The sequence below is a fragment of the Paenibacillus sp. FSL L8-0644 genome (genome assembly GCF_038008165.1).
Classification (GTDB): Bacteria; Bacillota; Bacilli; order Paenibacillales; family Paenibacillaceae; genus Paenibacillus; species Paenibacillus polymyxa_D.
Map to the genome: position 1 here is coordinate 3,115,570 of NZ_JBBOYN010000001.1, position 25,182 is coordinate 3,140,751.

Annotated in this window: 25 protein-coding genes; 6 read left to right on the forward strand and 19 right to left on the reverse strand. The window is 47.0% G+C overall.

Translation table 11 applies throughout. The annotated features are described in order from the left end of the window. Positions 1 to 11 precede the first annotated feature (11 nt). From NSS94_RS13980 to NSS94_RS14005, 6 genes are all read left to right on the forward strand, one after another. Entirely contained in the window at positions 12 to 1,304 is a 1,293-nt protein-coding gene (locus NSS94_RS13980; protein WP_341039496.1) for a glutamate-5-semialdehyde dehydrogenase, read from the forward strand. Positions 1,305 to 1,343: 39 nt separating this feature from the next. Next, the gene (gene proC / locus NSS94_RS13985) at positions 1,344 to 2,210 is read left to right on the forward strand and encodes a pyrroline-5-carboxylate reductase (protein ID WP_029517386.1); all 867 of its coding nucleotides are present in this window, start codon (positions 1,344 to 1,346) and stop codon (positions 2,208 to 2,210) included. Then, the gene (locus NSS94_RS13990) at positions 2,207 to 3,418 is read left to right on the forward strand and encodes a 2,3-diketo-5-methylthiopentyl-1-phosphate enolase (protein WP_341039497.1); all 1,212 of its coding nucleotides are present in this window, start codon (positions 2,207 to 2,209) and stop codon (positions 3,416 to 3,418) included. Before proC ends, NSS94_RS13990 begins: the two co-directional genes overlap by 4 nt. Then, complete coding sequence (locus tag NSS94_RS13995) at positions 3,415 to 4,092, forward strand: 2-hydroxy-3-keto-5-methylthiopentenyl-1-phosphate phosphatase (protein ID WP_341039499.1); 678 nt, start codon at positions 3,415 to 3,417, stop codon at positions 4,090 to 4,092. The genes NSS94_RS13990 and NSS94_RS13995 overlap by 4 nt, the downstream gene beginning before the upstream one ends. Next, entirely contained in the window at positions 4,093 to 4,749 is a 657-nt protein-coding gene (locus NSS94_RS14000; RefSeq protein WP_029517383.1) for a methylthioribulose 1-phosphate dehydratase, read from the forward strand. Positions 4,750 to 4,906: 157 nt separating this feature from the next. Beyond that, the gene (locus tag NSS94_RS14005) at positions 4,907 to 5,257 is read left to right on the forward strand and encodes a nuclear transport factor 2 family protein (protein ID WP_318627176.1); all 351 of its coding nucleotides are present in this window, start codon (positions 4,907 to 4,909) and stop codon (positions 5,255 to 5,257) included. Positions 5,258 to 5,395: 138 nt separating this feature from the next. Here the strand turns inward: NSS94_RS14005 and NSS94_RS14010 are convergent, their stop codons facing one another. The 19 genes from NSS94_RS14010 to panB form a co-directional block, all read right to left on the reverse strand. Beyond that, positions 5,396 to 6,007, reverse strand: a complete 612-nt coding sequence (locus tag NSS94_RS14010) for a flavin reductase family protein (protein ID WP_069011515.1) — start codon at positions 6,005 to 6,007, stop codon at positions 5,396 to 5,398. A 165-nt stretch (positions 6,008 to 6,172) separates the two neighbouring features. Then, a complete protein-coding gene (locus tag NSS94_RS14015; RefSeq protein WP_069011514.1) occupies positions 6,173 to 6,955 on the reverse strand; it encodes a hypothetical protein in 783 nt (260 codons plus the stop codon). Position 6,956: 1 nt separating this feature from the next. Beyond that, positions 6,957 to 8,222, reverse strand: a complete 1,266-nt coding sequence (locus tag NSS94_RS14020) for a multi-tm2 domain protein (protein WP_340885717.1) — start codon at positions 8,220 to 8,222, stop codon at positions 6,957 to 6,959. 94 nt (positions 8,223 to 8,316) lie between these two features. After that, positions 8,317 to 8,787 (reverse strand): hypothetical protein, encoded by a 471-nt coding sequence (locus NSS94_RS14025; protein WP_341039501.1) that lies wholly within the window; start codon positions 8,785 to 8,787, stop codon positions 8,317 to 8,319. Then, positions 8,784 to 9,449 carry an RNA polymerase sigma factor gene (locus tag NSS94_RS14030; RefSeq protein ID WP_341039503.1) on the reverse strand — a complete coding sequence of 222 codons (666 nt, stop codon included), beginning with the start codon at positions 9,447 to 9,449 and terminating at the stop codon, positions 8,784 to 8,786. The genes NSS94_RS14025 and NSS94_RS14030 overlap by 4 nt, the downstream gene beginning before the upstream one ends. A 141-nt stretch (positions 9,450 to 9,590) precedes the next feature. Next, positions 9,591 to 10,319, reverse strand: coding sequence for a DnaD domain-containing protein (locus NSS94_RS14035; RefSeq protein ID WP_049816981.1), 729 nt, complete (start codon positions 10,317 to 10,319; stop codon positions 9,591 to 9,593). A 3-nt stretch (positions 10,320 to 10,322) separates the two neighbouring features. Then, positions 10,323 to 11,618, reverse strand: a complete 1,296-nt coding sequence (gene asnS, locus NSS94_RS14040; protein WP_029517376.1) for an asparagine--tRNA ligase — start codon at positions 11,616 to 11,618, stop codon at positions 10,323 to 10,325. A gap of 132 nt (positions 11,619 to 11,750) precedes the next feature. Further along, positions 11,751 to 12,947 (reverse strand): acetate/propionate family kinase, encoded by a 1,197-nt coding sequence (locus NSS94_RS14045; protein WP_029517375.1) that lies wholly within the window; start codon positions 12,945 to 12,947, stop codon positions 11,751 to 11,753. After that, positions 12,944 to 13,816: a 3-hydroxyacyl-CoA dehydrogenase family protein gene (locus NSS94_RS14050; RefSeq protein WP_029517374.1), complete on the reverse strand. Its 873-nt coding sequence runs from the start codon at positions 13,814 to 13,816 to the stop codon at positions 12,944 to 12,946. The genes NSS94_RS14045 and NSS94_RS14050 overlap by 4 nt, the downstream gene beginning before the upstream one ends. Before the next feature lie 136 nt (positions 13,817 to 13,952). Next, positions 13,953 to 15,455 carry an AAA family ATPase gene (locus NSS94_RS14055; protein WP_029517373.1) on the reverse strand — a complete coding sequence of 501 codons (1,503 nt, stop codon included), beginning with the start codon at positions 15,453 to 15,455 and terminating at the stop codon, positions 13,953 to 13,955. Continuing rightward, a complete protein-coding gene (locus tag NSS94_RS14060) occupies positions 15,448 to 15,981 on the reverse strand; it encodes a hypothetical protein (protein WP_341039505.1) in 534 nt (177 codons plus the stop codon). The genes NSS94_RS14055 and NSS94_RS14060 overlap by 8 nt, the downstream gene beginning before the upstream one ends. Before the next feature lie 446 nt (positions 15,982 to 16,427). Next, positions 16,428 to 16,952 (reverse strand): cell wall elongation regulator TseB-like domain-containing protein, encoded by a 525-nt coding sequence (locus NSS94_RS14065; protein WP_029517371.1) that lies wholly within the window; start codon positions 16,950 to 16,952, stop codon positions 16,428 to 16,430. Between the two features lie 37 nt (positions 16,953 to 16,989). Then, positions 16,990 to 18,291: an amidohydrolase gene (locus NSS94_RS14070; RefSeq protein WP_341039508.1), complete on the reverse strand. Its 1,302-nt coding sequence runs from the start codon at positions 18,289 to 18,291 to the stop codon at positions 16,990 to 16,992. After that, entirely contained in the window at positions 18,278 to 18,931 is a 654-nt protein-coding gene (locus NSS94_RS14075; protein WP_341039510.1) for a redox-sensing transcriptional repressor Rex, read from the reverse strand. The genes NSS94_RS14070 and NSS94_RS14075 overlap by 14 nt, the downstream gene beginning before the upstream one ends. Positions 18,932 to 18,974: 43 nt before the next feature. Further along, positions 18,975 to 21,842, reverse strand: a complete 2,868-nt coding sequence (gene dinG, locus NSS94_RS14080) for an ATP-dependent DNA helicase DinG (protein ID WP_318627170.1) — start codon at positions 21,840 to 21,842, stop codon at positions 18,975 to 18,977. Between the two features lie 157 nt (positions 21,843 to 21,999). Continuing rightward, positions 22,000 to 22,632, reverse strand: a complete 633-nt coding sequence (locus tag NSS94_RS14085; RefSeq protein ID WP_209947376.1) for a tetratricopeptide repeat protein — start codon at positions 22,630 to 22,632, stop codon at positions 22,000 to 22,002. Between the two features lie 82 nt (positions 22,633 to 22,714). Beyond that, entirely contained in the window at positions 22,715 to 23,098 is a 384-nt protein-coding gene (panD, locus tag NSS94_RS14090) for an aspartate 1-decarboxylase (RefSeq protein WP_013371641.1), read from the reverse strand. Beyond that, positions 23,091 to 24,029, reverse strand: coding sequence for a pantoate--beta-alanine ligase (gene panC, locus NSS94_RS14095; protein ID WP_069011505.1), 939 nt, complete (start codon positions 24,027 to 24,029; stop codon positions 23,091 to 23,093). The genes panD and panC overlap by 8 nt, the downstream gene beginning before the upstream one ends. After that, positions 24,026 to 24,934, reverse strand: a complete 909-nt coding sequence (gene panB, locus NSS94_RS14100) for a 3-methyl-2-oxobutanoate hydroxymethyltransferase (protein ID WP_039271112.1) — start codon at positions 24,932 to 24,934, stop codon at positions 24,026 to 24,028. The genes panC and panB overlap by 4 nt, the downstream gene beginning before the upstream one ends. Positions 24,935 to 25,182 lie beyond the last annotated feature (248 nt).

The following is a 25,182-nucleotide window of genomic DNA, read 5'->3' on the forward strand; positions in this document are numbered from 1 at the left end:
GAGGCCGTAACATGAGTGATTTAACGACAAACACAGTTACAACCGAGGAGAATCAGTTTAGCGAAGTACGAACCAAAGCGAATCTTGCCAAAAAAAGTGCCGGGGTCATGAATCGCCTGACTACAGCACAGAAAAACGAAGCATTGCTTGCTATGGCTGAAGCTCTAGTAAACCATACTGAAGAGCTGATTGCAGCAAACCATAATGACCTGAAACATGGACGGGAATTGGGAATATCGGAATCGCTGCTCGACCGCCTCACGCTGACCGAGGACCGAATCGGGGCAATTGCCGAAGGATTACGCCAAATTGTGGCACTACCTGACCCGGTCGGCGACACCCTTGAGCAAATTGAACGTCCAAACGGTCTGCGAATTGAGAAGATACGTGTGCCGCTGGGTGTCATCGGCATCATATATGAAGCGCGTCCAAATGTAACCGTGGATGCCGCGGGCCTGTGCTTGAAAACAGGTAATCCGGTTGTGCTACGCGGTGGTTCGGCCGCCCTCTTCTCCAACCGCAAGATTATCGAAGTACTCCAGCAGGCACTAGACGCAACAGCTGTGCCACGCGAGGCACTTCAACTTATTGAAGATTCAGACCGTGCCTCGGTCAACGAAATGCTCACCTTGAACGGCTTGCTGGATGTAATTATTCCACGTGGCGGGCGTTCACTCATTCAAAATGTTGTTCAGAACGCTACCGTACCTGTCATCGAAACCGGAGCAGGTGTGTGCCATACCTTTTTGGACGCTACAGCGGATGCAGCAATGGCCGAAGCGATTGCACTGAATGCCAAGGTGCAAAGACCGTCCGTGTGTAACTCGATGGAAACACTGCTCGTACACTCGGATTATGCAAAAGCACACTTAACAGGATTGGCAGAACGCTTTCGTGATGCGGGGGTCGAGCTACGCGGCTGCGCACGCACACGAGAATTGGCTCCTTGGGCTGTTCCTGCCACAGAAGAGGACTATGGCACCGAGTATAATGATTACATTATGAACGTCAAGGTCGTGGACAATTTGGACGAAGTACTGGAGCACATTGCCCGTTACGGTACGATGCATTCTGAGTGTATTGTCACCGAGGACCAAGCCCATGTCGAGCGTTTTCTGCAAGAAGTGGACGCGGCAGCCGTGTACCACAATGCCTCTACCCGCTTCACGGATGGCTTTGAGTTCGGGTTTGGTGCCGAGATCGGAATCAGCACACAAAAATTACATGCCCGTGGTCCAATGGGATTGCCTGCCTTGACTTCAACCAAATATCGCGTGTACGGTACTGGACAAATCAGGGAATAATAACAAAAATCAATCCGTATCCTTGGAGGTTATGAATCTATGTGTGAATCACAAACGAAAGTTTTAATTAACGAGCAAATTACGTTTTTCGGGGCAGGATCAATGGCAGAGGCTATTATTCGTGGAATGACGGCTCGTTCTGTCGTTAAACGTAGTGGTATTACCGTTATCAACCGCAGTAATCAGGCTCGTCTTGAGGAACTTCAAAAGCAATATGGAGTCTTGTACCAAACCGAGGATGCCGCCAAAACCGAGCTTCTGCGTCGTTCTCCAGTCATTGTGCTTGCCATGAAGCCCAAGGATGCTGCACAAGCACTTGGACAGCTCGGCCCACTTCTGTCTGATGAGCAGCTGATCATATCGGTCATCGCTGGATTGTCCATTCGTACGATGCAAACATTACTGGGTCGCAAGCAGCCGATCGCACGGACGATGCCCAATACATCTAGCTCGATTGGGCTGGGAGCTACAGGCATTAGCTTTTCCAAAGAGATCAGCGAAAACCAGCGTAAAAATGTGCTTACGATGTTCGAATCTGTAGGTACGGTGACGGTTATAGAGGAAGAAAAAATGGATGTTTTGACCGGGATATCTGGAAGCGGCCCTGCCTATGTCTACTATCTGATGGAAGCCATGATTGCCGGGGGAATTCGTGGTGGCTTGACCCCTGAGCAAGCGCACGAACTAACGGTGCAAACCGCGCTTGGAGCGGCACGCATGGTACAGCAAACCGGAGAGGAGCCTTCTGCCCTTCGCCACAAAATCATGTCTCCTAATGGCTCTACAGTAGCTGCATTGGAAATGCTGGACAAAGGTGACTTCTATGAAACGGTGATTGCAGCGGTGCAGCGGTGCGCTGAACGATCCCGCGAGATGGGAGCTGTACTCAAGGAGGGAATTGAATGAGCTATTGCTTGGCGACCTACCGGGTATACGATGACAAAGCCGATTTTAACCAAAAGGCCCAATCTATTGCCATCGGCATGACGGTGGGCAGCTGGACTGAGCTCCCGCAAGCCAAACGGGACGCGATGCAAAAGCATCTTGGCTCGGTTCATTCTGTGGATATTCACGATGGAGGTCCTGGTGAACGGTACGCCGACCTGACCATCGCTTACCCGGATGTCAACTTCAGCCGGGATATTCCCGCACTGCTGGTCACAGTCTTCGGCAAAATTTCGATGGACGGCCGAATTAAGCTAACGAAGCTGGGTTTCTCGGAAGCCTTCCGCTCTGCTTTTCCGGGACCGAAATTCGGTATCAGCGGCTTGCGCGAGCAGCTCGGCGTGCATGATCGTCCCTTACTCATGAGCATTTTCAAATCTGTGATTGGCCTCGATTTGGACGAACTTCGTGAACAGTTTACCCGGCAGGCTCTGGGCGGTGTCGATCTGATCAAGGATGACGAGATCTTGTTTGAAAATGCGCTGACACCAATTGAGAAACGTGTCGAAGCCTGCATCAAAGCTGCCGAAGCGGCTGAGCGCGAAACCGGTAAAAAGCTGCTGTATGCGGCTAATTTAACGGGGCCGACCTCGCAGCTTAAGACGCAAGCTCTCAAGGCCATCGACGCGGGTGCCAACGCGTTACTGTTTAACGTGTTGGCCTACGGTTACGATGTGCTGCATGAACTTAGCAGCGATCCCGCCGTCTCGGTGCCAATTGCTGCTCATCCTTCGTTGGCGGGAGCTGCTTATCCGTCGCCACATTATGGTATATCGGCGTCCGTTCTACTTGGTCAGCTTATGCGGCTGGCTGGCGCTGACCTCGTCCTCTTCCCTTCTCCCTACGGCTCAGTGACGATGCCGCGTGAGGAAAACATGGCGATCCGCGATGAACTGATCACCCCTGATCTACCGCTGAAGGCCAGCATGCCTGTCCCTTCCGCAGGGATTCACCCGGGCCTCGTGCCGTTAATTGTACGTGACTTTGGTACTGACGTTGTTGTCAACGCCGGGGGTGGGATTCACGGCCATCCGCTAGGTACAGAAGCCGGTGGGCGCGCCTTTGTGCAGGCGATTGAAGCCGTACAGCAGAATGTCCCGCTGGCAGAATACGCCCGTACTCACCCCGAGCTGCAATCTGCGCTTGACACGTGGGGGGGCGAACGATGAGCACAGCAAAGAAGCCCGTCATTTTTTGCGATTTTGACGGGACAATTACGAACAGCGATAATATTGTCGCCATTATGAAGCATTTTCAGCCTGCAGGCTGTGAGCCCATCATGCATCAGATCGTAAATGGGCATACATCCATTCGTGAAGGCGTAGGTGCGATGTTCGCCTTGATGCCTTCGGAGCAAAAGGGCGAAATTATCTCATATGTACTTGGACAAGCTGGTATACGCGAGGGCTTTGCACGCTTTTTGGACTATGTACGGGAGCAGCAGATTGAATTTTTCGTTACCAGCGGCGGCATTGATTTTTTTATTGATCCATTGCTAAAACCATTCGATATTCCACACGACCACATCTATTGCAACAAAGCAGATTTTTCCGAGGAGCGCATCCAGATTACGTGGCCGCATCCATGTGAGGAGCTGTGTACAAATGACTGCGGCATGTGTAAAACGACTGTGATTCGTCAATACTCTCCCGAACAATATGAACGGATTTTGATCGGCGACAGTCTGACCGATTTTGAAGGAGCTAAAATTGCCGATCTTGTGTACTCCCGTTCGCATCTGACTTTAAAGTGTCAAGAACTTGGCGTACCACATGTACCCTTTGAAACATTTGATGACATTATCGAGGATTTAAAGCAAAAACAGGAGCAAGGGGTGCTGTAAATGAGTTTTAACTTGGCAGACATTTCATTGGAAGAAAAACGCCGCGCACTGGAAGAGCTCGCTGATGTCAAAGAACTATTCGCATCTCGCAACTGGTTCCCAGGCACAAGCGGTAATCTGTCGATCCGAATCGGTGACTTTCACCCCGAACAATTTTATTTTGCAGTTACCGCCAGCGGCAAGGATAAGACCAAACGCACTCCTGAGGATTTTCTGTTCGTAGACCAATACGGAAAAGCAGCAGAAGCCACAAACCTCAAGCCAAGTGCAGAGACGCTCATCCATTGCGAAATTTACCGCCTGACAGGCTGTGGAGCAGTTTTTCATGTGCATACCGTGTTTAACAATCTGATTTCCGAATATTATGGTGAGCAAAGCGCTGTACCTATCCAAGGTATTGAGCTGATCAAGGCTTTTAACATTTGGGAAGAAAATGCTGCGATTGATATTCCTGTGCTGCCTAATTACGCGGATATTGCCTCGATTGCCAGGCTGGTGTCTGGTGTACTGAATGATCAGGTGCCTGGAATTTTATTGCGTAACCACGGCATTTATGCGTGGGGCCGTGATGTATTTGAGGCTAAAAAGCATTTGGAGGCGTTTGAATTTTTGTTTGAAACGACGTATCGCTCCCTGCTGCTGAAAACTTTGAAGTAAATAAACTCATAAGTCTCAAAGATGTGTATCATTATTAGTAAAAGCGGTTATTGAATATCGAGAACGGGGCCTGAGCGAAAAGCACGGTACGTTCTCTTTTTTATTAAAAAAGTTTCCTATCCTAGTGGTGACATAAAATCTTAGTTGAGGTGATAAGGTGAGTAAAGAATTACATGAGATTATATTGAATTTAGAAAAGCAGTTAATGCATTATCGAAAAGAAGATTTTGAAAAGCTATTAGCTAATGATTATATTGAATATGGCTCTTCGGGTAAAAAATACGACAAATCATTGCAATTAATTTTTTTAAATGATAGAGCTCCTTTGAACTACATACCATTTATAATTACCAACTTTAAAATAAAGTTGTTGTCGTCAGATTTTGTACATTCAACATACTGTACTAAATCGATTGACGATGGAAATAGGTCATTAAGAAGTTCCATTTGGAAACTAAACGATGGTCAATGGCAAATGTTTTTTCATCAGGGAACTCCAACAAAATAGGGACTCATTTTAAACACTTGGCTCTCGAAACACCACAATAATATCAACATTCAGATTAAACATTGCCTTCATAAAGGAAATGTGATGAATAAGAATCCTTCCGATGTAATTTAAGGCGTGCTGTAAAAAAAGCGCCCCCTATTGGGGACGCTCCAGCGTGAATTGCTCTCCTAGCTTCGCATAATTGTTCCCAGCCAACCGACTTACTGGACGCAACTCCTTAGCAATCACATACGTATTTTGGTACGCTTCCTCGGATAAATGATACTGCACTACGCGTCCGATTAACAGATCACAAGCAGGTGTGTCCTCCTTACCTCCTAGCGGTATCACCTGTTCCAGAATACATTCCATGCGTATTTTCGCTTCTGTCACACCGGGAACTGCGATTTTTGTACTTTTTATCGGGGTAAGGCCTGCCAGTGTAACCTCACTCTCCTGCGGCGACAGACGGGAAGCCGTCACATTCACCGCTCCCACATTGTCCTCGTCTGTGATATGTACGACAAAAGCTTTATGCTCCATCGCATTACGTGTTGTATCTTTGGATACTCCATCGACACGTTGTACGGATACAGACAGCAGTGGCGGCTCGGAAGCAACGATAGAAAAATAACTGAACGGCGCACCATTCAGCACCCCTTCGCTGCTCAAAGTCGTTACAAAGGCTACCGGCCTTGGAATAATACTTCCGGTCAACAGCTTATAATTTTCACGCCCTGTAAGCGTATCAGGATTCAACGAAATCATTTTTCTCCCTCATTTCCGATCACAATCGCTATTCGACTGCACACCATCAAGTTTCGCCTGATAAGCAAATGCACCATTAGTTAGCGACATGGATGACATCTCAGGCTTCCTTTTCAAGTATCGCGTGAATGATACAAAATGTAAAGTTGGAGCCGGAAAATCTCCCTATTTTTCAATTATATTTCCTCGGCTATCGCGCACAGTAACCGTAATTCCCTCAGGTACAGCAATCGTAACATCAAGCTGCTGTTGAGTCTGCATAAACCGTGTCGGAATTTGACCCAGTAATACATACAAGGTATCGCCGATTTGCTTGGTCTGATATAAATCTTGACCCTTTATTTCGTCCTCTTTGCCTGTGTATACATAACTTCCGAACACATGCACTTCCGGTGAGCTGGTTGCGTCAATTTTGACCGCATAAGGATCTTCTCCCTGTACAATCACTTTGTTCACTTCGGCAGGCAGTTTTTCATGCCAGTCTGGGAGAACCCTTGTTTCCTGAACCGAACTCATTATTTCTCTGACTTGCGGAGTGATCCCCAATGAACTGACCAAGGCAAATCCGATACAGCAAAAAACCAATACCGCCGTAATAAACATACTGAATACATCATAACGAATACGCTCACGCGTCCCCTTCCAAGCAGTATACATTAAAATTTCCAAACCTAGCAAAACAAAAACGACAGGCCACCAGGTCAAAGCCTGGTCCAGTATGCCCGCTCCCCAAAACTTGGAGGCAAACGTTATGCTCCCCAGCAGGACGAGGAAAAGTCCCATGGACAGCCTTCCGACTTTCCACACCCCTGCCGGAGCGTTTGACGCTTTAGAGGAATTATTTTTGTTAGATGATGTACCCAATATACCTGTGGAGCCTCCTCCATCGCTCTGAGGATGATGGGCTCCCTTAAAGGGAGCCTCACTCTTTGAAAATTCAGTATCCATTCTATTGCTTCTCCTTTACTCGTTTAGATTTGGAATTCCCGATCATCATCCAAATACCACCGCCGATCAACAATAAGGATACGATAATCGTTCGTAGATACATGTCAACCAAATTATAAATCTCTCCATTCGGAAACAGACGTTCCAAAGTAGGAACTAATACGTTGATTAAGATGTAATAGGCTCCTAGCAATAGTAACCCCAAGCCTACCCAGCGGTGATATTGTGCAAACATACCGATCACAGGCTTGTCGATCAGCGGCTCCCGTCCATAACGGCTTACTTGCTGCAACGCATCAAAAAAGCTATAAAACCAGACCACCGGAATCAGGAACAAAAAAAGTGAAAGATGCAGCACGTCCAGTACATAGATGCCTCCTAAAAACAGAAGCATGAGCTGGAGTCCACGCTTTTGCATACCGATATACATATGTCCAGCACCGGGAAATACCGATAAAATGGTAGCCAGCATTTTACTCCGCCGTCCCTCGACTCTTCCATATTCCAGTTCCTCAAACAAAGTACGGTCCTGAAGCATTTCTCCCGCTTGTTTGCGATGTACATGCTGCACCGCATCAAACATGCAATACAGCCAAATGATCGGTAACACGCCCGCAAACGCCAAAAATCCGGATTCGTTTGTAATGCTGGTAATAAAAACGAGGATCGCTCCAAAGCCAAAGAAAGATAGCAGAAAAGACAAACCACGCTGCATCAGGCCCAAGTGAAGGTGTCCCAATCCAGGAATGAACGACAGCAAAATCGTAAAAAATCGTTCATTGTCCGATCCTTTTTGAAAAGCAGGTGATCCTGCCATACCATAGTGTCCTTGTTGATAATGGTTATAGCCTGGGCCATATCCCATTCCTGCCCCCGGTGAATCCGTATCTGCGTGTGTTGCCTCCTCCGGTACCTCTCCTGTTAAACCAGCCTGTCCATAAGGCCCACTTTGCGAGTAATAACCATATGGATTAGGTCCTACATGAGGGGGATATGGAACAGCAGCTGCACGAGGATCATAACGCAACAAGCTAATAATAATATGCAGCATACTCAGTCCCCAAAAAAGAGCGGCAACAAACATACTGGCCAATAAAGGTAATTCGTCTCTTGATACCACTGAAAAAAATAATCCTCCCGCCAGACATCCGAAAAACAAAATGGTGTATACAAACGCATTGGCTTTTCTGGTCCAGTAATAGTGTCCCACACCGGGAATGATGTTCAATAGAAATGCCAAGAGCTTGCTTCTTTCCGTATAAGGCATCGCTACACTTCCTTTCTATTTATGGGATTTTAATGAAGTCCCCATCCGAAGGTTGTTGTTTTTGAGTTTTTCGTCTCACCCTTTATCCGAAGATTTAGGGCTTTAATTTATCGAGCCAGGTCGTGGTAGCTCGCATGACCTCTTCACTGTAAGAGACGCGTTCTTTTGGAGGAATCGGCTTTCCGTCTGTTTGCGGCATCATTTTGTCAAAGGCTCCACTGGACAACAAGATCAACGTTAGGCTTGCGGCGACAACATAGTGAAACACAGGTTTTTCAAACCAGCGGCGTTTTTTGAACATAACTTGACTCGGTTCAGCTTCTAGCTCGGGAAGAACGGCCATTACCTGATCTGTGAAGCGCTCCGTATCCATCCAGGCAGAATAATCTTTCATAGTTGACTCCAATTGCTCCAGTGCAACAAGATATAACATCAGCGCCTGTTCGTCTTCCAGCAGGAGCCTTTCCAGCCGGGCAGATTCCTCTATCGTGCAAGTTCCTGCAATGTAAGCATGCCAGTCATTCGATTTCCCTTCAATCCACGATTTATCCTGTTGGTCAGTCATTGCCATTCCTCCTCCTTCCAGTGGTTTCGAATCCATAGTCGCGCCCGGTAGAGTCTCGACTCTACCGTTTTTAAAGCTACCTGCGTCTCTTCTGCAATTTGGTCGTAGGTTTTGCCCTGCATATAGTAGGCTTGAATAATATCCCGATGTTGCTGGGGCAACTGAGCGATTTTTTGCGATAGTTCTTTAATTTGCTCCTCGCGGATGAGACGAGCCAGCACATCCTCATCCCGGGAAGGGAGCTGTACAAGGGATTGTGCGACGTCTATTAGCTCTGCGGGGCGTCTGTCCTGTTTGCGCTTAATATCCAGCGCTTTGTGGAGCGCAATTCGGCTCAGCCACGTTTTAAAACCTTCGTTCCGGTACTGGGGGAGAGACTTGTACACCTGAACGAATGCCTCCTGCGCGGCATCTTCTGCTTCCTTGCTGTCATGCAGCACCGAATAGGCGATATGAAATACATGCTTGCTGTACAGCTCTACGATCTCACGGAACGCCTGCCGGTCACCAGACCGTATTCGTTCAATGATTCTCTCTATATCAATGACGCTCTCCCCCTTCCCAATACTATAGACGCCAGGAAATTCCCTTCCCCTGCATATTTCGAAAAAATAATTTAAAAAGGACACACCCTCCTGACGGAATGGTGTGTCCTCTATCATTAAAGCCTATTTACTCGTCTTCATTTCGGCTTAGCTCACGCGCACAGGCGATATTCCATGTTGTCCTCATTGCACAATAGCCAATCTGCAGTAACAGCCTTCATATATAAGTCTACTACCTAAAAGGCTTAGACCGATACATTAATTGCGTCCGCCACCACGGAATCGCTGGGCGTATTCTTTGGCATCCTGTGCATTACGGACACGGTTTCGGCTCCACTCCAGCAAAATGCGGTCTATATACCGGAAATGTACCTTCCCTGCAAATACCGCTTCCTTCAAAGCCAGCAAAATAAGCTCCTCGGGATACCGATCCTGATCCACCCAGCTGGTGATCGTCTCGTATTCCATCGGTGATAATGGTCGCCCGAATTCTTTCTCGAAAATCGTGAACAAATTCCGTTCTTCTGTAAGCGGGGATTCAGATATTCCATTCAGTAAATCCGGCTTTCCGGCAAACAAAATGTCATCTTCATCGTGCTGCTCGTTACGCTCGGCGATCATACATTCTGCCAACTTACGATACAGCCCCGTCAAATTGTAACGTTCGAATTGTACAGATGAACTGCGGTCTTCTACGGAATCAATTCTCAAAAATCCTTCTTTCATGAGCTTACTGAAATAGAGTGCGATTTCATTCGCAGTGCATCCGATACGGGCCTGCAATTGTTCCCATGTCGGAAATTCATTACGTTCCGCTTGTTTGAAGGCAAGCAACTGCATCAGTAGCAGCATTTCGCCATCTGCCAGCCGAAGTGTTCGATAATGCTTGAGCAGGGCGTAGGGAATCTGGACCATTCCGGCTTCCATAGCAAAGGCTACTCCCTCCGCCCATTCTGCCGCTGATGTCTTGTCGAATGATCCGGTCATCGGTTACGGATACAAACGATACAGCATACGTGGGAACGGAATCGTTTCACGTACATGATCGAGTCCACAAATCCATGCTACTGTACGCTCCAGGCCCAATCCAAAACCAGAATGCGGAACGGTACCATATGTGCGCAGATCCATATACCATTGGTAGGCTTCACGAGCTAAGTTATGCTCGTTAAAACGTTCTTCCATCAATGCTGGATCATCAATCCGTTGGGAACCCCCGATAATTTCGCCGTAGCCTTCAGGAGCGATCATATCGGCACACAGAACAACCTCTGGACGGGTCGGGTCTGGTTTCATATAGAATGCCTTAATGTGTGTCGGCCAATGTGTAATAAACACAGGCTTGTTATATCTTTCGGCAATCGCCGTTTCATGAGGAGCACCAAAGTCTTCCCCCCATGGGATATCGAAACCTTCACCTTGAAGGAAGGCAATCGCCTCATCATACGTAATACGTGGGAATTCGCCTTGAATTTGCTCCAGCTTCGAAACATCGCGTCCGATGGTTTCAAGCTCCTTCGCACAATTTTTCAGAACAGATTGCACGATATGGCTTACAAACTGCTCCTGTACGCGCAAGGATTCTTCATGATCCACAAAAGCCATCTCAGGTTCGATCATCCAGAACTCAATCAGGTGACGACGTGTTTTGGACTTTTCCGCACGGAAAGTTGGACCAAAGGAATACACTTTGCCCAGCGCCATTGCCGCGGCTTCCATGTACAACTGTCCGCTTTGTGTCAAATACGCATCTTCATCAAAATATTTAATGTGGAACAACTCTGTTGTGCCTTCTGCAGAGGAAGGAGTCAAAATAGGTGGGTCCACCTTCGTAAAGCCGTTGCCGTTAAAGAATTCCTGTACAGCACGGATAATTTCCGCCCGTACGATCAAAACAGCACGTTGCTTGGCGGAACGCAACCACAAGTGACGATGATCCATCAGGAAATCTACACCGTGCTCTTTGGGTGTAATCGGGTAGTTTTCGGTCAAATGAATAATGTCAATGCCTGTAACCGTTAATTCAAAGCCTGATTGGCTACGCGGTTCTTCACGCACCACTCCAGTAACGTAAAGGGAGCTCTCTTGAGTCAAGGATTTGGCGTCATTCCAAATATCCTCGGACACTTCGCTTTTCACGATAACCCCTTGAATATACCCGCTGCCATCCCGCAGTTGCAGAAACTGAATTTTACCACTAGATCGTTTATTGTTTACCCAAGCGCCGATTGTAACCGTTTCCCCTACATGGCGGCCCACTTGGGCAATCGTACTTTTATTCGTCATGACCGTCTCTCTCCTCTTAACCGAAAATCAAACAGCCCTTCCCCCTGGGTCAGGCTGTTTGCTCTCGCTGTTTGGTGCATGCGGAACTCAAACAATAGTCCACATGCATAAAGTTTACACTTTCGAACCGAACTACTGAACCAGACGGAACGTGTCGCGGGCAATAACCAGTTCTTCGTTCGTTGGAATGATCAGTACTTCTACCTTTGAATTTGCAGTTGTAATCCGGCGAGGCTCGCCAGAACGAATAGCATTCAACGATTCATCCAGCTCGACACCGAGGAATGTCAATTGCTCCAACACTCTCTTACGCAGAACGATGGAGTTCTCGCCTACACCTGCTGTAAATGCAATTACGTCTACCCCGTTCATTGCGGCAGCATACGATCCAATGTATTTGCGCAGACGGTATTCATACATTTCAAATGCCAATGTAGAATTAGCTTCGCCTTTTTCCATACCTTCTGTGATTTCACGCATGTCACTGCTGATACCGGAGATAGCTAAAAGTCCACTATGCTTGTTCAGCATGGAATTGACTTCATTGACAGTCAATTCTTCTTTGTTCATGACATAAGGTACGATTGCTGGGTCCAAATCACCACTACGAGTACCCATCATAAGGCCTTCCAGTGGAGTCATCCCCATGGAAGTATCAACAGACAAACCGCCTTGAACTGCTGTTATACTACCACCATTACCGATATGACAAGTGATAATCTTCAGGTCTTCCAAAGGACGACCAAGGAATTTGGCTGCTTCCTTACTCACAAAGTCATGGGAAGTACCGTGGGCACCGTAACGACGAACCTTGTACTTATTGTACAACACTCTTGGAATGGCGTACATATAAGCTTTTTCAGGCATGGTTTGATGGAACGAGGTATCGAATACTACAACCTGCGGTACATCTGGCATATTCAATTCAGCCGCTTTAATCCCCATCATGGAAGCAGGGTTATGCAGTGGCGCCAGGTCAAACAAGCGGCGGATTTCACTCTTCGCTTCAGGCGTTACAACTGCTGACTGTTTAAAGATTTCGCCTCCATGAACCACACGGTGGCCCACAGCCTGAATTTCGCTAGTACTGGAGATTACACCATGTTCAGCATCTGTGAGTGCGTTTAGCACTTTACGGATGGCTGTAGTATGTTCCAAAATTTCGCTAACTTCGGTGTATTCTTCTTTATTGGTTGGCTTATGCGTCAGAATGGAGGAATCCATACCGATACGCTCTACCAGTCCCTTTGCCAAAACGGACTCGTCCGTCATATCATACAATTGGTATTTCAGAGAAGAACTCCCTGCATTGATTACGAGAATTTTCATATCCGGTCACCATCCTTGTCGTACTTAAAGAAGCCTTCGCCCGATTTCACGCCCAGATTACCTGCACGCACCATTTTCTTCAGTACGATGGACGGACGATATTTCAATTCACCAAATTCACGGAACATACGCTCCAGAGCAGCCAAAACGGAATCCAGACCAAAGCGGTCAGCCATTTCCAAAGGACCGTTTTGGAAGTTATAGCCGATTCGCATAGCGTCATCGATATCATCAGCGGAAGCCACGCCTTCTTGAAGTACATGGGCCGCTTCGTTAATCAGCAGACAGATAATCCGGCTTGTTACGAATCCAGGAGATTCATAAATCATGACTCCTTTTTTCTCCACTATTTCTTCCACGAACATCTTAGTGTTTTCAAAGGTATCATCCGAAGTTTTTAAACCACGAATAATTTCTACGAGATCAATACGGGATACTGGATAAATAAAGTGCATACCAATAACACGCTCTGGATACTTGGTCGAGCTGGCAAGCTCGGTCAGGCTCAGCGTGGATGTATTACTTGCAAGAATAATATTGTTTGGACACACATGGTCCAGCTCTTGGAACACTGCTTTCTTCTCGTCCAGATTCTCTGTAATAGTCTCAATGACCATATCACAGCTGCCGAGCTCCGCTAAATGGGATACTTTCTGAATGCGGGATAAGATCAATTTTTTCTCAGCTTGAGTAATTGCCCATTTTTCCAGTTGTTTGTCCAGACTCGTTTCAATCATATTGTAGGCGTAGTCTAGTTTCTCTGGTGTCTGCTCTACCAGCAGCACATCGATTCCTTTGGACGCGAGCATTTCAGAAATCCCCTGTCCCATGGTGCCGCCGCCGATGACGCCGATTTTTTTAAATTGCATGATTCTTAACTCCACCCTTTCCTGGTCACTCTCATATATTGTATCCTTCTTTGTCGAAAAATACATGTTTATGTCCCAATAGATAATAATATCTTAGCACGGACTAAAAGTAAAAAAAAATAACCAGCATAAAAAATTATGCTGGTAATAAAGCATTTTCACTAAATTGACATCTAAATTGGTCTCCAGACAAAGTTTCCTCCTTCATTAGGATGTCAAGTGAGTTGTCGAACACAGGACGATGCTTTTCCAGCAGTTCCAAAGTTCGGGTATGCAGGTCAGCCATAATCTCGCCATTTTCCCGCATGAGTTCTTCTTTCGTTACCATTTCCATGTTAATAATGCCAAGTGAAGTCAAACCGGAAGTCATCATCGTATGGACGATGTTCAGCGCCTGCTCAAAATCATTACTAGAGCCGGTACTTCGACCGCCATAGTACATTTCTTCTGCCGTAGCCCCTGCGAGCGAGATCATAATCTGCTCCTCCAGATACTGCTTGGTGTATAAATAATGCTCTTGCTGTGGATTGTGGCGCACATACCCAAGCGCTTTCCCACGTGGGCTAAGTGCAACCTGGCTTACGCTACCAGGACGAACAATTTCGGCCATAATAGCATGTCCCAGTTCATGGATCGCTACACGTTTTTTCTCTTCCAAGGTCGATTCTCGATCTGTCTTTTCACCCATCATCACTTTGTCAATTGCCATCGACAGATGTTTCTGTGCAATCATTTTCTGATCCTGTCTCATCGCATAGATTGCCGCTTCATTCATTACGCTCTCCAGCTGTGCGCCAGAAAACCCATAAGATTCCTCAGCAATTTTATCCAGATTCGCATCTTCCTGAATCGGTTTGTTTTTGGCATGAATTTTAAGAATATGAAGACGGCCCTTCTTATCAGGCAAATCCACTTGAATATGACGGTCAAAACGCCCTGGACGCGTTAAGGCGCTGTCCAGCATTTCTTTACGGTTTGTTGCCGCAATGATCAAAATCCGCGGTGTATCTACCGAGTAAATACCATCCATTTCTGTCAGCAACTGATTCAAAGTCTGATCATATTCTCGTTGCTGTCCACCCTCACGTTTACCACCAATTACGTCGATTTCGTCAATAAAAATAATTGCATTTTCCTTCTTTTCCTTGGCTGCACGAGTACGTGCCTCCCGGAACAACTCACGCACACGACCTGCTCCAACACCAACGTACATTTCAACAAATTCACTACCTGAGGCTGCAACAAAAACAGAATTAGTATAGTGTGCCGCTGCCTTAGCCATCAGTGTTTTTCCTGTTCCCGGAGGACCTGTGAGCAAAACGCCTTTTAATGGACGGATACCAAACTTGGAGATTTCATCATGTCGATTCAAAAAATCCAAGGCCTCACGCAGCTCCTGCTTAGCGCTTTCTTGCCCACCGATTTCCTCAAAAGTCAGCTTGTCCGGGCCATTTTTTTTACGTTTACGTTCTTGCCCAGCACCTACGGCCAAGCCTCCACGAGCATGCATGAGCATTAACAAGCCGCTGAACATCACACCAGCAACTAGAAGAGGGATAATATTTACCCCAATAAAAACGAGAAATATAATGGTTACCGGCACAATGCCGATTAATATTTCCTTGATCCATCTAGGCATTAGGCCATACCCCCATCTGCTGAGATTGACGTGGCAAAACGATAAACTTGGTCGCTTTCCCTTCGCTGAGTCGGATATAGACATTGTTCGAATCCATGTCGGTATCAGCTTTGATACCCGTCTTTTTCTTTTTCATATGCTCAACTGTAGATGAAATTTGAGTATACTTTCTATTTTCCATCGCTTCGGCTACAGGAAACATAGCCTCAGACCACCATTGATTCAGTGCTGAATTGGAACGGTCTGCAATATCGAGCTTAATGGTGCGGCTGCCAATGATGGATTGTCCTTTTTGCTTAACTACATCGACCAATCCGGCCACATCCGCCTGCGGTTTGAGATCTAGTTTCAATACAACCTGATCCTGTTTAATATCTATTTGAGCGCTTGTCACGCCTGGATATTGAGAAACCAGTTTTTCCAGAGGACTTTGCATTGTAACCTGACGGTAAATGAACCATCCCCCAAATAGCAGCAAAGCTGCCAAAACTGCCGCCACAACGATAGGAACTGCACGCACTTTCAAACAACATCCTCCTCTCAAAATGTAAAACTCAGAAGAAACGGGACGAATGTCAACAAACAACCAAATTGCATGATCTTACAGTGATCAGCAATTCTTTTTTCTATCATTTTTGTCTATCACTTATAAAATATAGTATATCATAACGTATATCTAAAATCGAAGGCAATGTGTGGAGGAGTTGTGATGAGGCAAAATCTTTGGTTATGGTGGAGGTGGGACGCTGCGTGTAGGATTTGATCTTACGATCGCTGTTGCCCGCCATAAAGATGAATTTGCCTTAGGAGAGAAGTTGGGTAGGTAAAGATGCTTCGCTGGCATTCAGCTCATCTTTACGGCATAGCAAGACTAAAAGACGTAAATACGAATTTCATCGCATTTACGTCTTTTTCTTGAGCTTTTAATCATTTACTAGTCATTCATTCCACATCTGCTGATCCTCAACCAGCTCAGTTATTGGGCAAAGTATACTTTACCCCCGTCGCTCCCCCATCTGAAAAACGGTAAAAGGCATAGTAATGATGGCTTCCATCATCGTAAAACAGCTGCCACACATATTCGCCATTGAACACACTCGGCTGGAGGCTTACAATTTTTACACCTGGAAGCTGCTGCTGAATTAGCGACGTCATTTTTTGCTCGTCGACTCCGTTCTTCAGCAGCTCGGTATGAACACCGCTATTATCTGCGGCAGGTACGTTAGGTTGTCCCCCCACTTTTTGAAAAGGAACCCATACCATTATATTTTCATTCTGTGCATTTTTCCCCTGAACCACCCAATATACCTGATCCCACACAGACTTCCATGTTTGAGTCGTGCTAACCAGACCACCTGATTGCTTGGCCTTAATGATAGCGGCATTTTTCTCAGCCACCTGGTCTTGAGTAACATAGGAATAATACCAGAAAATGCTGACCAGGATCAGTATCACGGCCAAAATGGCGACCGCTATCCATTTTTTCTTATTTTTCAAACCCGTGCTTCCTCTCTAAGGGGATGTGACACCTGAATTAGCGCGACAGAAGCCCTTCAAAGGCGGCTTGTGCCTCATGTTTGATACGTTCCTCGTCCATAGTCAGGCATTCGCCCTTTTTCACAACCTGACGACCGTCTACCCACACATGAGCCACGTCCTTGGCGCTTGCAGAGTATACCGCATGGGAAATAAGATCTGTACGCGGCAAGAAATGTGCCTGATTCAGATCCAGCGCGATAAAGTCAGCCTTGTTGCCTGCTGCCAACGCTCCTACTTCTTTTAAACCAATCGACTTTGCACCGTATTCTGTTGCCAGACGCAGCGCTTCACTTGCAGGAACTGCCGTAGGGTCACCGGATACACCCTTGTGAATAAGTGCTGCCAGACGCATTTCCTCGAACATATCCAGGTTATTATTGCTGGCAGGACCATCCGTTCCGAGAGAAACCGTAACCCCTGCACGCAGCAATTCAGGCACTCTTGCCACACCACTTGCCAGCTTCAAGTTGCTGCCAGGATTGTGGGAAACCGCTACACCACGTTCTGCCAGTAAAGCTATTTCTTCGTCGTTCAAATGAACGCCATGGGCAACAAGCGAAGGACGGGAGAAAAAGCCAAGCTTATCCAAGTGTGCAACCGGACGCAAACCGTAGTCGCGTACGTTTTGCTCTACTTCGGCGATCGTCTCAGACATGTGCGTATGCAGTGGCAAGTCCAGATCATGCGCAGCTTGTACGAATTTTTCAATAAACGCAGGTGGACATGTATATGGCGCGTGCGGAGACATCATCGTAGTAATACGCCCGTCTGCTTTACCGTGCCAGTTACGTGCAAAAGTCACGGCCTCTGCCAGCTTGATTCGCTGTTCTTCCTGCGAACATAGTCCAATTGCTCCACGCATCAGACTTGCACGAATACCTGACTCTTCAGCCACACGAGCCACTTCATCCATATGATCGTACATATCGAGGAAGGTTGTTGTTCCACCTTTCAGCATTTCCAGCACAGACAAGGACGTACCCCAGTACACGTCTGTAGATGTAAACTTGGCTTCCATAGGCCACATTTTTTCCTGAAGCCATACTTGAAGTGCCAAATCATCTCCATGCCCACGCAGTAGAGACATCGCCGCATGACCATGAGTATTGATCAGACCAGGTAAAAACAATAGCCCTTTACCATCGATCGCTTCCGTCTCTTCCTCACCCGCAGGCAAGGTTTCGCCAATATAAGTAATACGACTATCCTCCACAATCATAAAACCATGGACTACCCCTGCTTCTGGTCCATTTACTGCAAAAGATCCGTTTTTAATCATCCATTTATTCACTGTCATATTGTGCTTCTTCCTTTCCGTCCTCCAAATAATAAGCGAGGCTAAGCAAATCAGTTGTAAAGTCTGTGGCATGAATCCGAATGTTGGCTGGTGCCTTGAGAGTAGTCGGTGCAAAGTTCAGGATCGCTCCAATTCCGCTATCAATAAGCCTATCAGCCACGTGCTGTGCTTCAAAATCAGGTACGGTAATAATCCCGATTCGAATGTGTTTTTCTTTCACAGTCGCTTCCAGTTCATCCATCGGTTGCACGACCAATGTATTGATCTTGGTTCCTACCTTATCCGGAAACGCATCAAATACCGCCACAATCTTCATATTGTCTTTTAAATAAGCGTTATAATTCGAAAGGGCTTGCCCCAGATTACCCGCTCCGACCAAGACTACATTAATTTGTTGGTCGATTTTCAGGATATGGCGTATTTTCTCAATGAGATAAGAAACATCATAACCAATACCCTTCCGACCAAAATCTCCAAAATAAGCAAGATCTTTACGGATTTGGGCCGGGTTCAAATCTAGCCTCTGTCCCAACTCTTGAGAAGAGACCGTAGCCACCTCCCGTTTGTGAAGTGCATTCAGATAACGTAAATATACGGGTAACCTCCGTACGACAGCCTCTGAAATTTTATCTGATTTCATACTTGCTCCCCCTAATTGTAACGAACATACTTATGTCCGTCCGTTATGCCTCTGTCTCCGGGGCGGATTGGAGCCATTCGGCGATGCGGGGCACCATTTGCTCCGATGGCATATGCTCCATTTTTGGTCCCGGTAACGAGTACAAAAAGTGCTTTCCGTAATAGGATTCAATCACACGCGTATCATAAACGATAACGACCCCGTGGTCGTTCGCTGTACGTACCAACCGACCAAATCCCTGTTTGAAGCGAATGACCGCTTGAGGTACAGACAGCTTCATAAATGGATTCTTCTTCTGCTGCTGGAGCAGTTCGCTTTTTGCCTCCAGCAGCGGGTGATTCGGCGGTTGAAACGGCAAGCGAACAATGGCTAGACAAGTCAGAGCCTTCCCCGGAATATCGACGCCTTCCCAGAAACTGCTGGTCCCCAGCAATACAGAAGCTTTCGCTTCCTGAAACCGGCGGGTTAGCTTGCTGCGACTTCCACTGTCCACACCTTGTCCCAGCACAGTAATTTCGCTGGATGCTAAGGCCTCTTTGAGCGGCTCATACACTTGCCGGAGCATCCGATAGGACGTAAACAGAACGAGCATTCTCCCACGTGTCGCCTGAGCAGTCGCTCCTAGAGAGCTAACGAGCATATCTACAAAATGCGCATCTCCTACACTGCCCTTCACACTTGGGAAATCCCGTGGAATAACCAGCAACACCTGATCCCTGTAATTAAAGGGTGACGGGAGCTGCGAAGTCATCAGCCGCTCTTGATCTGCGGCCTCCTGTAAGCCGAGCTGATCGATCATGTACTGAAACGACTTATCTACCGACAAGGTAGCAGAAGTCAGAATAATGCTTCTTTTTTTGTCAAAAAACATTTCTTTCAACTGGCGGCTCACATCGACGGGTACCGCATAAAATTGCAATGATTTACTACGGAATTGCCCGCTCGCCTCGAGCCAGTATACGGTTGTTTCATCATCGAGTCGGATAAAAAAGCGCAAATTTTCTCGAATCCCCGCCAAATCCTTGAGCAGACCCGTGATATCTGTAATAAGGCTATCCGCCGCATAATCGTCATGTTCTTCCTTGACGTCCAGCATCAGCTTGTCGCCCTTGCGCAAAATTTCGCTCATCGTTACATATAGCTGATTTTCCAAAGCTCCCGCCTGATCCCACTTTGCAGGCTTGGCCGAAGGTTTGAGACGGGAAGAAAACTGTCCTGTTTCACCCGGTGTCGCATCACTTCGCTCCGGCAACATGCCAAACAGCTTGTCGCTTAGCAGGTCCCAAGTTTCCTTCACCTCTAACACGAGCGGATACAGCTGGTCGATAGTTGAGGCCCAATCTGCCGACTTCTCGTGCCCCGATTTCGCCAACTGTTGACGAAGTGAAGGCAGTTGTCCATTCTTGCTGTCTTTGAACAGTCGCGTCAGTGTATGCACGAGTGTGAAATATTTCATATGCATACCTAGGTGTTTACCAGCTACTTCCTCCAGGTGATGGGCTTCATCTATCACCAGATGTTCATAGCTCGGCAACAACTGATGACTGGCTTTGACGTCTGTGAACAACTTAGAGTGATTCGTAATAACAACATCCGCTATTCCTGCTTCATGGCGTGCACGATGATAATAACATTTGCGGAACCATGGGCAGGAACGACCAAGACAGGACTCTGAATCACTCGCCACCGTTTCCCAGAAATCCCCTCCACGGTTGCTCAGATTCAGTTCTTCATCATCACCGGTTTCTGTTAGCGTCAACCAGACGATCATCTGAGCCGCTGTAATTAAATCTTCCTTCGGTGTAGCGAAGTCTCTTCTGTTTATTTTATGTTCAAACTTACGCAGACACAAATAATGTCCCCGACCCTTGAAAATAGCAGCCCGGAACGGAAACGGAATCACCTTGGTTAGCATCGGAATGTCGCGCTCGCGTAATTGCTCCTGCAGGTTGATCGTATGTGTACTCACCATAACGCGCTGTCCCTTTTTCACACTGTGATACAGCGATGGGAGCAAATAACCCAGAGACTTCCCTGTTCCTGTACCTGCTTCAATCAGCAGATGCTTGTCTTCACTCAGTGCCTGATTCACACCCTCAATCATCTGTATCTGCGCCTCGCGCTCCTCATATTGACTCAAGGATGAACGCAAATTGTCCCGCACATCATCCATGTACTCCTCAAAGGTAACACCTGACAGTGGATTCGGGTCATCTTCTCTACGCGGAGCAGCTAGCTCCGTCCAATCTTCCACTTTTAGCGCAAGCTGACGAAAAAACTGATATCCCTCCAAATCCTGAATAGGATCAAGCTCTTTCTCTTCACGCACCCCATCAAGAAACCATCCAAGGTCACTGTCTTCCTCTGCAAACAAATCACTAAGCCGCTGTATCGTTATCAGAGGTAATGCTTGAAGCTCACCCAGACACTTTAAAAACACCTCAGCCGTAGCCAATGCGTCGCTGTCTGCTTGGTGAGGGCGATCATGTGCCAGCCCGAACTCAGAAGACACAAAACCCAACTGATACGAAGATAGTGATGGAAACATAATTTTCAGAAAATCCATTGTATCCAAGATTCTTCCGCTAAATGGCAAGTATCCGCACCGATCCAGAGCGTTTTGCAAAAAATTAAAATCAAACGCCACATTATGACCGACCAGTACAACATCGTCCAGCATAGGCACAAGCTCCATCATCATTTCTTCAAGTGCAGGTGCATCCTTCACGTCATCGTCTGTAATTCCGGTCAATCCAGTGATAAAAGGTGGAATAGATCTGCCAGGGTTCACATAAGAGCCGTAAACACGGGAAATGCTGTTATCATGATCTATAATTGCAAGTCCGACTTGAATGATGTCATCCGCGGACTGGGTGCCTGTCGTTTCAAAATCCAATACCGCAAATTTCATTCGGGCTTAATCCTTTCTTATGACACTTACAAAAATAATAACTCCGTATATTAGCATAGCAGAAGATCGCGTGTTTGGAAATTAAGACAGCCAAAAAAGACGATGCATACGCCGCCTCAGGAGGTGGGCATGCATCGTCTTACTCGGTGTCTGACAACTACATCCAGGTCATTATGGAGCTGTCGTATCGAAGCTTTTCGGTACCGGACAAACAGGCTTCCATATTGTGCAGCGGCTCGGGTAACGCAGGATCGAACTGATGTGCGAGAGCAAAACATTTTTGCGCCTCCTCTACGTCAGCCTGCTTTGCCAACAGACAGCCTAGCGCATTATAGATGACCGCTTTTAGTCCTGCCTGCTCAGTCAGGTCCAGCACCTTCTGAAAATGGTATACAGCTTCTGCTGGATCATCTAGTTGAAAATAGGCCATTCCCATATACATGCGACTCTGCCAACTGTTCGGAAAATGCTGTAGTACCTGCTCAAATTGTTGGATCGCCTCAGGGTACATAAGTAATCGATAATACCCTTGCCCCCGACTAAAAGCCGGCAGCTCTTTTTCAGGCAGCTCCGTGTCAGACATATCGGTCTCCGCGGAAAAGCCGGCCGCACGCAGGCACACCATTTTTTCCTCAAAGGCCAGCCACTCATCCATAATTCCGTCACTCATTCTCCGCAGCAGACTCCAGTGCTGTAGCAGCTCCTGCCTGCGGGAGCCCTGGGCTGATGGGTAATGCTTCACGATATCATCTAACATGCTGTTCATTTCTGCGAATACATGCTGGAACATGTGCATCCCGCCCTTATGAAAGATGGATTAATACACTCACATTTTTCGCTTAAAAGACGGGTTTCATCCGCACTCCCATTCATTACATGATCGTCGCATGTACTTCTTTGTTCATCGTTTGGGCTGGTTTATTATGTTCATCAACAAATACCACTGTTGGTTTGTATGTTTTGGCCTCTTCATTTGACATGGAAGCATAGGAAATAATAATGACTGTATCACCAGGCTGCACCAAACGAGCTGCCGCACCGTTGAGACAGATCACACCGCTCCCACGCGGTCCGGGGATAACATAGGTTTCCAGTCGAGCTCCATTGTTATTGTTTACAATTTGAACCTTTTCATTCTCCAACAGATCCGATGTCTCCATGAGATCTTCATCTATAGTGATACTCCCCACATAGTTCAGGTTAGCTTCCGTAACCGTAGCGCGGTGAATTTTGGATTTCATCATAGTTCTAAACATGGGAAAGCACCTCCGCCTTCTGTATTCTTATATTGTCAATCAGTCGGGTACTGCCAAATTTCACAGCTAGCGCTACGATGATGTCTTCCTGAACATCACATAGCCGCTGCTCGGGAAGAAGGGGCTCCAGACCGGGAAAAGTTAAAATTTCAATGTAATCAATGTCTGCTAAAGGAGAGGAAGTAATGGTGGACTCCACCATTTGATGTAACTGACGAATCGTAATTGTGTTTGTTACAATATCTTCGCTCACTTCTTGCACCTTACGCAGTGACTGGGACAGCACCAATGCCTGCTCGCGCTGTTCTGCACTTAAATACACGTTACGGGAGCTGAGGGCCAAACCATCCGCCTCTCTGACGATGGGACAAGGTACGATAGTCACGTTCATATTGAGATCAGTCACCATCTGCTGGAGCACAGCAACCTGCTGTGCGTCCTTCATCCCAAAAAAGGCCAAATCAGGACCTATCATGTTAAAAAGCTTGGCTACCACCGTAGTCACACCATCAAAATGGCCGGGACGGGAAGCACCGCACAAGCGATCTGTCAAAGCGGATACACGAATTTTGGTTTGGGTTGGTTGTGGATACATTTCTGCTACAGTTGGCAAAAATACAATATCCACGCCCTCGCGCCGTGCTACCTCCAAATCACGAGCTTCATCGCGGGGATAGCTTTCCAGATCTTCATTCGGTCCAAATTGGATCGGATTTACGAAAATGCTAAGCACCACCGTATCTGCCATTTCACGCGCCTTGTGCATCAAGCTCGCATGTCCTTCATGCAGGTATCCCATCGTTGGTACAAAGCCGACTTTATGTTGCAGTAAAGAGGCAGAATCGTGTACCGTTTTTGCTCCATTGGCTCCAAGTTGCCGACGTTCGGCAATAACCTTGCGTAGTTGAGCCACTTCTCTTACGATGATCATGACTGAGATTCCACCTTTTCCTTAGCTTGTTTCTGCGCTTGTCCTTTTGCCTGTCCGTACAAGGACTCCAGGGACTCCACAACACGGTCATCCGCGCTGAATACATGCTCTGCGGCCGGGAATGCCCGCCCTTTCACATCACTCACATACTGCTCAATGCTGCTACGGATCAAGCCGCCTACATCGGCATAGGTTTTAACAAAGCGTTTGCTGAAATAAGGAGATGCGTACTGAATCAGATCGTGATAAACAAGTACTTGACCGTCACATCCACGTCCTGCACCGATTCCAATGGTTGGAATGGAAAGTTCTTTAGAAATCGCCGTTGCCACTTCCTCAGTCACCAATTCCAAGACAATACCAAAGGCACCCGCCTGCTCTAATGCCTTGGCATCTGCCATCAACCGGCGTGCGTCTGCTTCGTCCTTACCTTGAATGCGATAGCCACCAATTTGATTAACTGATTGCGGAGTAAGCCCGATATGTCCCAGCACAGGTACACCTGCCTGAACAGTCGCTTTTACGACATCGGTAATTTCAGCTCCGCCCTCCAATTTAACAGCATGCGCATGTCCTTCTTGCATCAGACGGCGGATGCCTTGAAGACTTTCGGATATGCTGCCGTGATATGTCATAAAAGGCATGTCCGCTACGATAAATGTATTCTCAGCGCCTCTTGCAACTGTCCGGGAATGGTACACCATATCATCCAAGGTCACAGGGATGGTCGAATCGTAACCAAGAACTACGTTACCCAGCGAGTCCCCCACGAGAATGATGTCAATTCCCGCCTCCTCGGCTATCTTAGCCGATGGATAATCATAGGCGGTCAGCATACTGAGCGGAATGCCCTCCTGCTTCATTTTTTTCATTTTTACAATATTCAGCGCTTGTTTTCCTGCCATCGCGAATGGCTCCCTTCCATCTTTTTTTGGCACAAAAAATAACCTTTTATGAACGCCTGTACATCTGCGTCATCAAAAGGTCCGAACAGCCAAAAAAGACACTCATTTTGAGATCGTCCCTTCTGTCTCGGTCCTGTTCGGCTCAGAGCAGAATCCAACGTAACCTTCAAATGAAGTTATGATGGTCTTACAAACTTGCTAAAGTAGAGCAATGTGCCCTTGGAGTGCAGCTCGGACCGTCCGATGCC

Bases quoted from the DNA above. Each gene is read 5' to 3' on its own strand.
- NSS94_RS13980 (WP_341039496.1), top strand. From the start codon at position 12: ATGAGTGATTTAACGACAAACACAGTTACAACCGAGGAGAATCAGTTT.
- NSS94_RS14025 (WP_341039501.1), bottom strand. From the start codon at position 8,787: ATGACTGACCAACAGGATAAATCGTGGATTGAAGGGAAATCGAATGAC.
- dinG (WP_318627170.1), bottom strand. From the start codon at position 21,842: ATGAAATTTGCGGTATTGGATTTTGAAACGACAGGCACCCAGTCCGCG.
- NSS94_RS14055 (WP_029517373.1), bottom strand. From the start codon at position 15,455: ATGCCTAGATGGATCAAGGAAATATTAATCGGCATTGTGCCGGTAACC.
- asnS (WP_029517376.1), bottom strand. From the start codon at position 11,618: ATGACGAATAAAAGTACGATTGCCCAAGTGGGCCGCCATGTAGGGGAA.
- NSS94_RS14015 (WP_069011514.1), bottom strand. From the start codon at position 6,955: ATGGATACTGAATTTTCAAAGAGTGAGGCTCCCTTTAAGGGAGCCCAT.
- NSS94_RS14050 (WP_029517374.1), bottom strand. From the start codon at position 13,816: ATGCAATTTAAAAAAATCGGCGTCATCGGCGGCGGCACCATGGGACAG.
- NSS94_RS14010 (WP_069011515.1), bottom strand. From the start codon at position 6,007: ATGATTTCGTTGAATCCTGATACGCTTACAGGGCGTGAAAATTATAAG.
- NSS94_RS14075 (WP_341039510.1), bottom strand. From the start codon at position 18,931: ATGAAATCAGATAAAATTTCAGAGGCTGTCGTACGGAGGTTACCCGTA.
- NSS94_RS13990 (WP_341039497.1), top strand. From the start codon at position 2,207: ATGAGCTATTGCTTGGCGACCTACCGGGTATACGATGACAAAGCCGAT.
- NSS94_RS14070 (WP_341039508.1), bottom strand. From the start codon at position 18,291: ATGACAGTGAATAAATGGATGATTAAAAACGGATCTTTTGCAGTAAAT.
- NSS94_RS14030 (WP_341039503.1), bottom strand. From the start codon at position 9,449: ATGATAGAGGACACACCATTCCGTCAGGAGGGTGTGTCCTTTTTAAAT.
- panC (WP_069011505.1), bottom strand. From the start codon at position 24,029: ATGATCATCGTAAGAGAAGTGGCTCAACTACGCAAGGTTATTGCCGAA.
- NSS94_RS14020 (WP_340885717.1), bottom strand. From the start codon at position 8,222: ATGCCTTATACGGAAAGAAGCAAGCTCTTGGCATTTCTATTGAACATC.
- proC (WP_029517386.1), top strand. From the start codon at position 1,344: ATGTGTGAATCACAAACGAAAGTTTTAATTAACGAGCAAATTACGTTT.
- NSS94_RS13995 (WP_341039499.1), top strand. From the start codon at position 3,415: ATGAGCACAGCAAAGAAGCCCGTCATTTTTTGCGATTTTGACGGGACA.
- panD (WP_013371641.1), bottom strand. From the start codon at position 23,098: ATGTTTAGAACTATGATGAAATCCAAAATTCACCGCGCTACGGTTACG.
- NSS94_RS14045 (WP_029517375.1), bottom strand. From the start codon at position 12,947: ATGAAAATTCTCGTAATCAATGCAGGGAGTTCTTCTCTGAAATACCAA.
- panB (WP_039271112.1), bottom strand. From the start codon at position 24,934: ATGGCAGGAAAACAAGCGCTGAATATTGTAAAAATGAAAAAAATGAAG.
- NSS94_RS14000 (WP_029517383.1), top strand. From the start codon at position 4,093: ATGAGTTTTAACTTGGCAGACATTTCATTGGAAGAAAAACGCCGCGCA.
- NSS94_RS14035 (WP_049816981.1), bottom strand. From the start codon at position 10,319: ATGACCGGATCATTCGACAAGACATCAGCGGCAGAATGGGCGGAGGGA.
- NSS94_RS14085 (WP_209947376.1), bottom strand. From the start codon at position 22,632: ATGTTCCAGCATGTATTCGCAGAAATGAACAGCATGTTAGATGATATC.